This window comes from Mesorhizobium sp. M7A.F.Ca.US.014.04.1.1, from assembly GCF_003998745.1.
GTDB lineage: Bacteria > Pseudomonadota > Alphaproteobacteria > Rhizobiales > Rhizobiaceae > Mesorhizobium > Mesorhizobium ciceri.
In genome coordinates, this window is record NZ_RZRW01000170.1 from 1 (window position 1) to 10301 (window position 10301).

Consider the following 10301-nt stretch of genomic DNA (forward strand, 5'->3'; position numbering starts at 1 on the left):
AGCCTCGAGCAGCCGTGCACCGTTCTGGCGGGCAAAATCGAGGCCGCCTTCGACGAGGCGATGCGTGATGCCCCTGCCGCGCGCCTTGCCGCGGATGAAAAAGCAGGAGATCGCCCAGACGGCCGGATCCGTGGCGTCGGCAGGATCGACCGGTGCCGACCCCCTGCCCTGGTTGTTCCATTCGGGCACGTCGGCGCGCGGTCCGATCTGCATCCAGCCAACCGCCTGACCGTCCTCGAATGCCAGCAGGCCCGGCGGCGGGCCGGCCTCGATGCGCGCCTTGATGTGGTCCTTGTTGCGTTCCCGGCTGCTCTCGCGACGCATCGCCGGCGCCAGCCGGAAGTGCGTGCACCAGCAGCCGTAGCAGGCACCTTGCTTGCCGAAGAGGTCCTCGAATTCAGCCCAAAGCTCGGGCGCAAGCGGCGCTATGGTCGTGCTCATGCGTTCTCCCCAGGCCAGCCTTGTCGCTGGCCTTGCACTGTCGTACCATTGCCTCTGTTCTCTTTATGTTCGCAGCGATGGCGGCCCCTGTCAACAATCCCGATCACGGTTTTTGCCGCGACTGCCTGATGCTTCAGCGCAGCCAGACGCGCCGCTGCGAGCGCTGCGGCAGCCCCCGGCTTGCGCGTCATCCCGAGCTTTACCGGCTGCATCTGGCCCATATCGATTGCGACGCCTTCTATGCGGCAATCGAAAAGCGCGACAATCCGGCGCTCAAGGACAAACCGTTGATCATCGGCGGCGGCAAGCGCGGCGTGGTCTCCACCGCCTGCTACATCGCCCGCATCCAGGGCGTCCGCTCGGCCATGCCGATGTTCAAGGCGCTCGAAGCCTGCCCGGAGGCGGTGGTCATCAGCCCCAACATGGAAAAATACGTCCGCGTCGGCCGCGAAGTGCGCGCCATGATGCAGGCGCTGACGCCGCTGGTCGAGCCACTGTCGATCGACGAGGCGTTTCTCGACCTCGCCGGCACCGAACGACTGCACGGCCTGCCACCCGCTGTGGTGCTGGCGCGCTTTGCGCTGGCGGTCGAGAAGGAGATCGGCATCACCGTTTCGGCCGGCCTGTCCTACTGCAAGTTCCTCGCCAAGATAGCGTCGGACTTCCGTAAACCGCGCGGCTTCTCGGTCATCGGCGAAGCCGAGGCGGTCGGCTTCCTGGCGGCGCAGCCGGTGACCATGATCTGGGGTGTCGGCAAGGCGTTCAACGCAACGCTGGAGCGTGACGGCATCCGCACCATCGGCCAGCTGCAGCAGATGGATCGCGGCGACCTCATGCGCCGCTATGGCACGATGGGCGACCGGCTCTACCACCTTTCGCGCGGCGAGGATGTCCGCCGCGTCGATCCCGATCAGGACGCCAAGAGCGTATCGGCCGAAACCACCTTCGACACCGACATCGCGTCGCTGGAGGAACTGATCGCGGTTCTCAGGGGTCTTTCGGAAAAGGTTTCGGCACGGCTGAAAAAGTCAGGCATTGCCGGGCGCACCGTGGTGCTGAAACTGAAGAGCCAGGATTTCAAGCTGCGCACGCGCAATCGCCAGCTCGGCGACCCGACCCGGCTCGCCGACCGCATCTTTCAGACTGGGGTGGAGCTTCTGCGCAAGGAAACCGACGGCACGAAGTATCGGCTGCTCGGCATCGGCGTCAGCGACCTCTCGGACGACGACAAGGCCGACCCGCCCGATCTGGTCGACATCCAGTCGCGCAAGCGCGCCATGGCCGAGGGCGCCATCGATGCCTTGCGCGACAAGTTCGGCCGCAAGGCGGTGGAAACCGGCTACACATTCGGCAAGGGCCGCGATGCCCATCCGCCGGAGCCGCTCGAGGATTAGGTGCGCTGCAAGTCTATCCTGCTCGTCACCACGCTCTTGCCGGTTTTCGGGTCGGTGTCGATGACGGTCAGCCGCATGCCGTTCTCGCCGCGTTTCTCGACCTTCATCTGCGCCCTTCGGTCGCCATTGACCTCCTTGGCCCAGCGAATGCCCAGGTTGATCGCATTGCCCGAACGGCTGCCGTTGAGTTGCGCCGGTCCCGTGCGAGAGCCGACATAGGTGCCGCTGTATTTGGCACCTGTAACTTTCAGATTGGCGCTGATGGCCCGCGACACCACAATGAGACCGCGGCAATTTCCATCCAGCGATAGCGAGGTTGAGGTCGCATTCGACTTGAAGCTGCACGATACGCTGACGTTCGGAGCATCCGTGGTTACCTGGACAGTGCCCTTGCCGGCGAAATTGCCCTTGAACGACTGAAGAAATTGGGTCTCGTCGGCATGTGCTGCGCCTGCCGCAACCAATAGACCGCCGGTAAGCGCGAATTGCGCGAAGGATCTCATCGAAGCTCTCCTTGTCGTTTTCGAAAAAAGGCGGGGCGATCCACGAGCACGGCTGACCATCGGGACTCAACGCCACCTACCATTTCAGGTTCCGTCCGCCACATGACTGTTTTACAACATCGAGCCAGTCGCGACTGGCCCAGAAGAATGCCTTGGCTAGCGGTTGCGGCAGAGGTGCTGGCCTGCGACATAGCGCGAATGGCACCCACCCCCTCGATCCCCAAGGCCGCGTTCTGGATGGCGCTGTCTATCGCCTCGTTCCTTGGCATGACGGTCGCCGGCCGGGCCACGACAGCGGAGCTCAACGTCTTCCAAGTGCTGGAGTTGCGCTCCGTGATCGGCTTCTTCATCCTGCTGCCGCTGGTGATGATGAGTGGCGGCTTTCAAGCCATGCGCACGCAGCGCCCGGTTGCCCATATCGCCCGCAACGTCATCCATTACACGGGCCAGGCGGCATGGCTCTACGCCCTCACCTTGATTCCGCTGGCCGTGTTGATCTCGATCGAATTCACCACTCCGATCTGGACAGCTATCCTGGCGGTGATCTTTCTGGGCGAAAGGCTGAACCGGCCCAAGTTGGCAGCGATCGCGCTGGGGCTGATCGGCGTGGTGATCATCGTGCGCCCCGGTGTCGGCTCGGTCGATCCTGGACATCTCGTCGTGCTGGGCGCCGCGGCCTGCTTCGGCATCTCGGTGGTCACCGTCAAGTCGCTGACCCGGACAGACAGCGTCGTACGCATCATCTGCTGGATGCTGATTGTCCAGTCGGTGGTCGGTCTCATCCCGGCGCTCTATACGTGGCGCAACCCGCCACTGGAGCTATGGCCATGGATCGTGCTGATCGCCTTCACCGGCATGTCGTCGCATTTCTGTATGGCCCGAGCGCTTGGCTATGCCGACGCGACCATCGTCTCGCCGATGGATTTTCTACGCGTGCCGCTATCGGCACTGATCGGCTGGCTGCTCTATAGCGAGCAGATCGACGCCTTCACCGCCGGCGGCGCGCTGCTGATCCTGATGGGCAATCTGCTCAATCTGCAGCGCAGGCAGATAAAGCCGGCCGAAGTGGCGGCGTCGTAGTCCCGCCGGCCGTCAGTTCCCTTCGTCGGGTATGTTGAGAAGATGGCCGCAGGCCTTGCAATGCACGGCGTCCGGCTCGTGCCGCCGCAAGCCGCACTGCGGACAGGGAAACAACACCTTGGCTGGCCGGAAGATCGCCTGAGCCAGTCTGACAAACAGCGATATGCCGATGATCATGGTGACGATTGCCGTCAGCTTGCCGGCCATGCCCGGCAGCACGATGTCGCCGAAGCCGGTCGTCGTCACCGTGGCGACAGTGAAATAAAGCGCGTCGATATAGTTTTCCAGGCCGGCGCCAGTGCGAAAGAAGAACGTGTAGACGAAGCCGGTGATGACGAACAGGAAGGTCAAAAGGTTGATGACCGCGTGGCTGGCCTCTCGCCACGGCCGCAGTCCTCGCATCTCGAAATGCCGCCAGAGCGAACCGCTGCGCGACAGCGACCACAGCCGCAGGATGCGCAGGAAGGCGAGATTGGCGAACGCCGTTGGCATCAGCAGCGTCAAGAGGATGAAGACATCGACCCACGAGGTCGGCTGCTTCATCAGCCGCAGCATGTTCTTGGAGGCAAGCAGGCGGGCAGCGAGGTCCGCGGCAACCAGCGCGGCCGCCGAATAGTCGAGCCAGAGGAAGGACGGCTTGTCCTGGAGAACCGGCGTCGCGATGAAGAAGGCGATGATGGCGAGGTCGATGACGACGGCCACCAGTTGGAACCGGAAAGCGGCCGGCGTGCGCCCATGATAAAGCCTGCGCAGCCGGTCACGCAGCCGCGCCAAGGCTGAAACCGCCTGCGACCCATTCCTCTGCGCCGGCTTCATGCTGACTGCGCCGGCGTTGGCCGCAGCGACCGCCCGGCTGATTGCCGCGCCCCGAAAAGAGCGGGGGTCACACCAATTCCACTTCGACCACGCCCGGCACCGCGCGCATCGCCGAGGCGATCTGCGGCGAGATACGGTAGCGGTTCGGCAGCTCTATCTCGATTTCACCCTCGCCTTCTTCCTTGATCAGCACGAAACTGACCTGGCCTTCGCCCCTGACGGTCAGTTGGCCGGCCAGCGTGTTGATCGGCGTGGCGTTGCGCACGAAGATACGCAGCGCCTTCTGGATGCGACTTGCCTCATCCTCCAGCGACTGCACCGAGTTGATGCGCAGATTGACGCCTTCCGGCCTGTCCTCGGCCGCAACGGTGATGACGACGGAGCGGCCGGCCTCGAGCAGGTCGCGATACTGTGCCAGTCCTTCCGAAAACAGCACGGCTTCGTACTGGCCTGACGTATCCGAAAAGGCGATGACGCCCATCTTGTTGCCGGTGCGCGTCTTGCGTTCCTGCTTGGATGTCACCGTGCCGGCCAGGCGGCCGGCGGCGGCACCGCGTTTGACGGCCGCCGAGAACTCGGCCCACGTTTGCACCCGCATCTTCTGCAGGGCCGCCTTGTACTCGTCGAGCGGGTGGGCCGAGAGGTAAAAGCCGACCACCTGGAATTCACGGTGCAGCCGGTCGGCGGCGAGCCACGGCTCTGTCGCCGGCAGATTGAGTGCCTGCGACTGGGCGCCGAGCGAGGCGCCGAAGATGTCGTGCTGTCCGGAAACCGCGTTCTGCTGCGCCAGCGACGCCAGCCCCATCATGCGTTCCACGCCCGCCATCATCGACGCGCGGTCGTGGCCGAAGCAGTCGAGCGCGCCGGCCATGATCAGGCTTTCGAAGACGCGCTTGCCGACGATCTTGGGATCGACCCGCTCGCAGAAATCGGCGAGGTTCTTGAACGGCTTTTCGCCACGCTGGGCAACGATGTGCTCGACCGCCGCGTCGCCGACGCCCTTGAGCGCTGCCAGCGAATAATAGATGCGGTTCTCACCGACCTCGAAGGGGCGAAAGCTCGATGTCACCGACGGCGCCAGAACCTCGATGCCGAGGCGCAGCGCGTCCTGGCGGAAATCGGCGAGCTTGTCGGTGTTGCCCATGTCGAGCGTCATCGACGCCGCCAGGAACTCGACCGGATAATGCGCCTTGAGATAGGCGGTCTGGTATGAAACCACCGCATAGGCGGCGGCGTGCGATTTGTTGAAACCATAGTCAGCGAACTTGGCCAGCAGGTCGAAAATGAAGTCGGCTTGCGGCTTGCCGACGCCACGCTCGACCGCGCCGGAGACGAAGCGCTCGCGCTGCTTGTCCATCTCGGCGCGAATCTTCTTGCCCATGGCGCGGCGCAGCAGATCGGCTTCGCCGAGCGAGTAGCCCGACAGCTCCTGCGCGATCTGCATCACCTGTTCCTGGTAGACGATGACGCCTTGCGTCTCCTTCACCAGATGGTCGATCTTGGGATGGATCGAGGCCATCTCCTCCTCGCCATGCTTGCGGGCGTTGTAGGTCGGGATGTTTTCCATCGGGCCGGGTCGATACAGTGCGACCAGCGCGATGATGTCCTCGATGCAGTCGGGCCGCATGCCGATCAGCGCCTTGCGCATGCCGGCACTTTCCACCTGGAACACGCCGACCACTTCGCCGCGCGACAGCATGGCGTAGGTCTCGGGATCGTCGAGCGGGATGGTTGCCAGGTCGATCTCGATGCCGCGCCGGCGGATCAGCTTCACCGCCGTCTCCAGCACGGTCAGCGTCTTCAGGCCGAGGAAGTCGAACTTCACCAGTCCGGCCTGCTCGACATATTTCATGTTGAACTGGGTGACGGGCATGTCCGAGCGCGGATCGCGGTACATCGGCACCAGCTCCGAGAGCGGCCGGTCGCCGATGACGATGCCGGCGGCGTGCGTCGAGGCATGGCGGTAGAGGCCTTCCAGCTTCTGCGCCATGTCGAGCAGCGTCTGAACGATCGGCTCCCTCTCGGCCTCTTCGGCAAAGCGCGGCTCGTTGGCGATGGCGTCGGCGAGCTTGACCGGATTGGCCGGGTTCTGCGGCACCATCTTGGAGAGCTTGTCGACCTGGCCATAGGGCATTTGCAGGACGCGGCCGACGTCGCGCAGCACGGCGCGCGCCTGCAGCGTACCGAAGGTGATGATCTGGCCGACCTGGTCGCGGCCGTATTTCTGCTGGACGTAGCGGATGACCTCCTCGCGCCGATCCTGGCAGAAGTCGATGTCGAAGTCGGGCATCGACACGCGGTCGGGATTGAGGAAGCGCTCGAACAGCAGCGAGAAGCGCAGCGGATCAATGTCGGTGATGGTGGTCGAATAGGCGACCAGCGAGCCTGCGCCCGAACCGCGGCCAGGCCCGACCGGAATGCCTTGCGCCTTGGCCCATTTGATGAAGTCGGCAACGATCAGGAAGTAGCCGGGAAACTTCATCTTGGTGATGATGCCAAGCTCGAAGTTCAACCGCTCGCGGTATTGCTCGACCGTATAGCCCGCGGTCGGGCCATGCATGGCAAGGCGCGCGTCGAGCCCCTCATGGGCCTGGCGGGCCAGTTCGTCGGCTTCCGCCTGCACGGCGGCGTCATTGTCGGCGACATCGCCGCCGGTGAAGCGCGGCAGGATCGGATTGCGGTTCTTCGGGTAATAGGAGCAGCGCAGCGCGATCTCGACAGTGTTGTCGATCGCCTCCGGCAGGTCGGCAAAGAGCCTTGCCATATCGGCCTGGCTGCGCAGGAAATTGTCGGGCGACAGCCGGCGGCGGTTGTCGGCGGCAACGACCGATCCCTCGGCAATGGCAATCAGCGCGTCATGTGCGTCATAGTCGTCGCGAGAGGAAAAGAACGCCTCGTTGGTGGCGACCAGCGGCAGTTCATGGGCATAGGCCAGATCGATCGAGGATTTTTCGATCACGCGATCATAACCGGAAACCCGATCAAGCTCGACATAGAGCCGGTCGCCGAACATCTCCTTGAGAGTCAGAAGCCGGGCTTCGGCCAGATCGCGGCGATCTTCCTTGAGCGCGGTGCCGATCGGTCCGCGCGGTCCGCCGCTGAGGCAGATCAACCCGTCACAATAGCCTTCCATCATTTCCGTGGTCAGGTGCACGGCTTCGCCCGGCGGCGTTTCGAGGTAGACGCGGCTGACCAGCCTGACCAGATTGGAATAGCCCGCCTCGGTCGCGGCAAGCAGAACGACCGGCCGCATATCGGGACCTTGCCGTCGGCGGTCGCGCTGGCCATCGCTGTTTTCGCCGGAAAAGGCGAGCGCCGTCTGGCAGCCGATGATCGGCTGGATGCCGTCCTTCACCGCCTTCTGCGCGAATTCGAGCGCGCCAAACAGGTTGTTGGTGTCGGTAACGGCGATGGCCGGGGCTTCGTCCTTGACCGCATGAGCCACCACCTTGCCGATCTGCAAGGCGCCTTCCAGCAGCGAATAGGCCGAATGCACGAGCAAATGGACGAAGGGCCGCGCCGGGGCCTCCGGCCGCGCCGCAGCAATCGCCGCTTCTCGCTTCAAGGGATCGCGGGGGAGTTTTTCGTCGGCCATGGTGCTGCGTGAAGGTCCTTGAGTCGATGGAGATGTATTGTCCGGGACCGCGCGATGCCAGTCCAGCACAAACCACTGCTGATCACAGGCTGCCTGCCCGGCTAGCCCTAAGCAAACTCCATGATCACAGCGTCGACAGCCAGGCTGTCGCCAGGCTTGGCGTTGAGTTTGGAGACGACAAGGTCGCGTTCGGCACGCAGCACGTTTTCCATCTTCATCGCTTCGACCACCGCCAATGTCTCGCCTGCCTTGACCTCCTGGCCTTCGGCAACGGCAATCGACACGACAAGGCCAGGCATCGGGCAAAGCAGCAGCTTCGACGTGTCCGGCGCCACCTTTTCGGGCATCAGCCTTTCCAGTTCGGCGGTGCGCGGCAGCATGGCGCGCGCGGTCACCGACATGCCTTTCCAGGCGATGCGAAAGCCATTGGCGACCGGCCTGACCTGAGCCGTAACCTTGCGCTTGCCGACCGTACCGCGCCAGACCAGATCGCCCGGCCGCCAGCCGGATGCAACGGTCAGCGCCTTGCCGCCCGCGATCGACAGATCGACTTCCATCGGAATGGAAATCATGCCCTCGATGATGGACGCCGACAGATAGTCATCATCGATCTTCACGACCCAGTCGCGCTTCAGCGCTCCCGAATGCGGCGCCAGGCGCCCGCCCAGCCGGTCAAGCCGATCACGTCGCAGCAGTTCCACTGCGGTCGCGATCGACGCCAGCACCGCTTTCTCGTCGTCGTTCGGCACGACCGGCGCGAAACTGTCGGGATATTCCTCCGATATGAAAGCGGTCGATATCCGCCCTTCCCGCCAACGCTGATGCTGCATCAAGGCAGCCAGGAACGGAATGTTGTGCTCGATTCCGTCGACGACGAAGCTGTCGAGCGCTTCCGACATGGCATCGATGGCTTCCAGACGCGTCGGCGCCCAGGTGCACAGCTTGGCGAGCATCGGATCGTAGAACATCGAGATTTCGGAGCCTTCGGTGACGCCGGTGTCGTTGCGGATGACGACATCGCCGAATTGTCCTTCCTCCGGCGGCCGGTAGCGGGTCAGCCGGCCGATCGAAGGCAGGAAATTGCGGTAAGGGTCTTCGGCATAGAGCCGGCTTTCCACCGCCCAGCCGTTCAGCTCGATGTCGCTTTGCTTCAGGCCAAGCTTTTCGCCGGCGGCGACGCGGATCATCTGCTCGACCAGATCGATGCCGGTGATGAGCTCCGTCACCGGGTGCTCGACCTGCAATCGTGTATTCATTTCAAGGAAATAGAAGTTCTTGTCCTTGTCGACGATGAATTCGACCGTGCCGGCGCTCTGGTAGTCGACGGCCTTGGCCAGCGCCACAGACTGCTCGCCCATGGCCTTGCGTGTCGCGGCGTCCAGGAATGGCGACGGCGCCTCTTCGGCGACCTTCTGGTTGCGTCGCTGGATCGAGCATTCGCGCTCGCCGAGATAGAGCGCGTTGCCATGCGCGTCGGCCAGCACCTGGATTTCGATGTGGCGCGGATCGACGACGAATTTCTCGATGAAGAGACGATCGTCGCCGAACGAACTCTTGGCTTCCGAGCGCGCGCGGTCGAAGCCATCGCGCACTTCGGCTTCGCTCCAGGCGATGCGCATGCCCTTGCCGCCGCCGCCGGCCGAAGCCTTGATCATCACGGGATAACCGATTTCGCCGGCGATCTTTTCGGCATGATCGGCATTCTCGATGACGCCGAGCCAGCCGGGCACGGTGGAAACCTTGGCGGCGTTGGCGAACTTCTTCGATTCGATCTTGTCACCCATCGCCTTGATCGCCTTGGGCTTCGGGCCGATGAAAATGATGCCTTCCGCTTCCAGCGCCTCACAGAAGGCCGCCCGCTCGGACAGGAATCCGTAGCCGGGGTGCACGGCCTGGGCTCCCGTCTCCTTGCACGCGGCGATGATCTTTTCAGGGACGAGATAGCTCAGCGCGGCTGGCGAAGGCCCGATATGCACCGCCTCGTCGGCCATCTCGACATGCACGGCGTCGCGATCGGCATCGGAATAGACCGCGACGGTGGCAATGCCCATCTTGCGCGCCGTCTTGATGACGCGGCAGGCAATTTCGCCGCGATTGGCGATCAGGATCTTGGTGAACATGCGAAATGTCATCCCTCGGGTCGGCCGTTCCTTTTATGGCCTGTGCTTGCAGGGTCAAGCCGACCATGCAATTCACTGCCTTTCAATCGACTTGCGATTCCAATTCATCGCTGTGGCCCAGTCGGGGAGCCAGCTGCCAGTTGATCGTGTCGGCAAAACCTGAAACCTTGGAAAAAAATTCGCATTGGAGGACGCCTGATGAAAACCCGCGCCGCTGTCGCTGTTGCCGCCGGAAAGCCGCTGGAGATCATGGAGGTCGACCTCGAGGGCCCGCGCGAGGGCGAAGTGCTGGTCGAGATCAAGGCGACAGGCATTTGCCACACCGACGAATTCACACTGTCGGGCGCCGATC

The 10301-nt window shown here is 63.4% G+C and carries 7 protein-coding genes and 1 pseudogene; 3 read left to right on the forward strand and 5 right to left on the reverse strand.

Annotation, left to right across the window (positions count from 1 at the left end):
* The coding region (locus tag EOA22_RS13795; RefSeq protein WP_164755416.1) for a GNAT family N-acetyltransferase at positions 1-441 on the reverse strand (441 nt) is incomplete at its 3' end.
* 65 nt (positions 442-506) lie between these two features.
* On the opposite strand from EOA22_RS13795, the gene EOA22_RS13800 reads away from it, so the two are divergent.
* Complete coding sequence (locus tag EOA22_RS13800; protein WP_013531937.1) at positions 507-1835, forward strand: DNA polymerase IV; 1329 nt, start codon at positions 507-509, stop codon at positions 1833-1835.
* On the opposite strand, the gene EOA22_RS13805 is transcribed toward EOA22_RS13800, so the two are convergent.
* Entirely contained in the window at positions 1832-2338 is a 507-nt protein-coding gene (locus EOA22_RS13805; protein ID WP_024503586.1) for a hypothetical protein, read from the reverse strand. The two genes, EOA22_RS13800 and EOA22_RS13805, sit on opposite strands and share 4 nt — an antisense overlap.
* A gap of 198 nt (positions 2339-2536) precedes the next feature.
* Here EOA22_RS13805 and EOA22_RS13810 point away from each other — a divergent pair, with 198 nt between their 5' ends.
* Complete coding sequence (locus tag EOA22_RS13810) at positions 2537-3418, forward strand: DMT family transporter (RefSeq protein WP_013531939.1); 882 nt, start codon at positions 2537-2539, stop codon at positions 3416-3418.
* A gap of 12 nt (positions 3419-3430) precedes the next feature.
* Here EOA22_RS13810 and EOA22_RS13815 read toward each other — a convergent pair whose 3' ends face one another.
* From EOA22_RS13815 to EOA22_RS13825, 3 genes are all read right to left on the reverse strand, one after another.
* Positions 3431-4234, reverse strand: a complete 804-nt coding sequence (locus EOA22_RS13815) for a potassium channel family protein (protein WP_063167892.1) — start codon at positions 4232-4234, stop codon at positions 3431-3433.
* Positions 4235-4301: 67 nt separating this feature from the next.
* Positions 4302-7829 (reverse strand): DNA polymerase III subunit alpha, encoded by a 3528-nt coding sequence (gene dnaE, locus EOA22_RS13820; RefSeq protein WP_063167891.1) that lies wholly within the window; start codon positions 7827-7829, stop codon positions 4302-4304.
* A 107-nt stretch (positions 7830-7936) separates the two neighbouring features.
* Positions 7937-9949 carry an acetyl/propionyl/methylcrotonyl-CoA carboxylase subunit alpha gene (locus EOA22_RS13825; RefSeq protein WP_127390030.1) on the reverse strand — a complete coding sequence of 671 codons (2013 nt, stop codon included), beginning with the start codon at positions 9947-9949 and terminating at the stop codon, positions 7937-7939.
* A gap of 198 nt (positions 9950-10147) precedes the next feature.
* On the opposite strand from EOA22_RS13825, the pseudogene EOA22_RS13830 reads away from it, so the two are divergent.
* A pseudogene (locus EOA22_RS13830) lies at positions 10148-10301 on the forward strand (S-(hydroxymethyl)glutathione dehydrogenase); the annotation flags it as partial.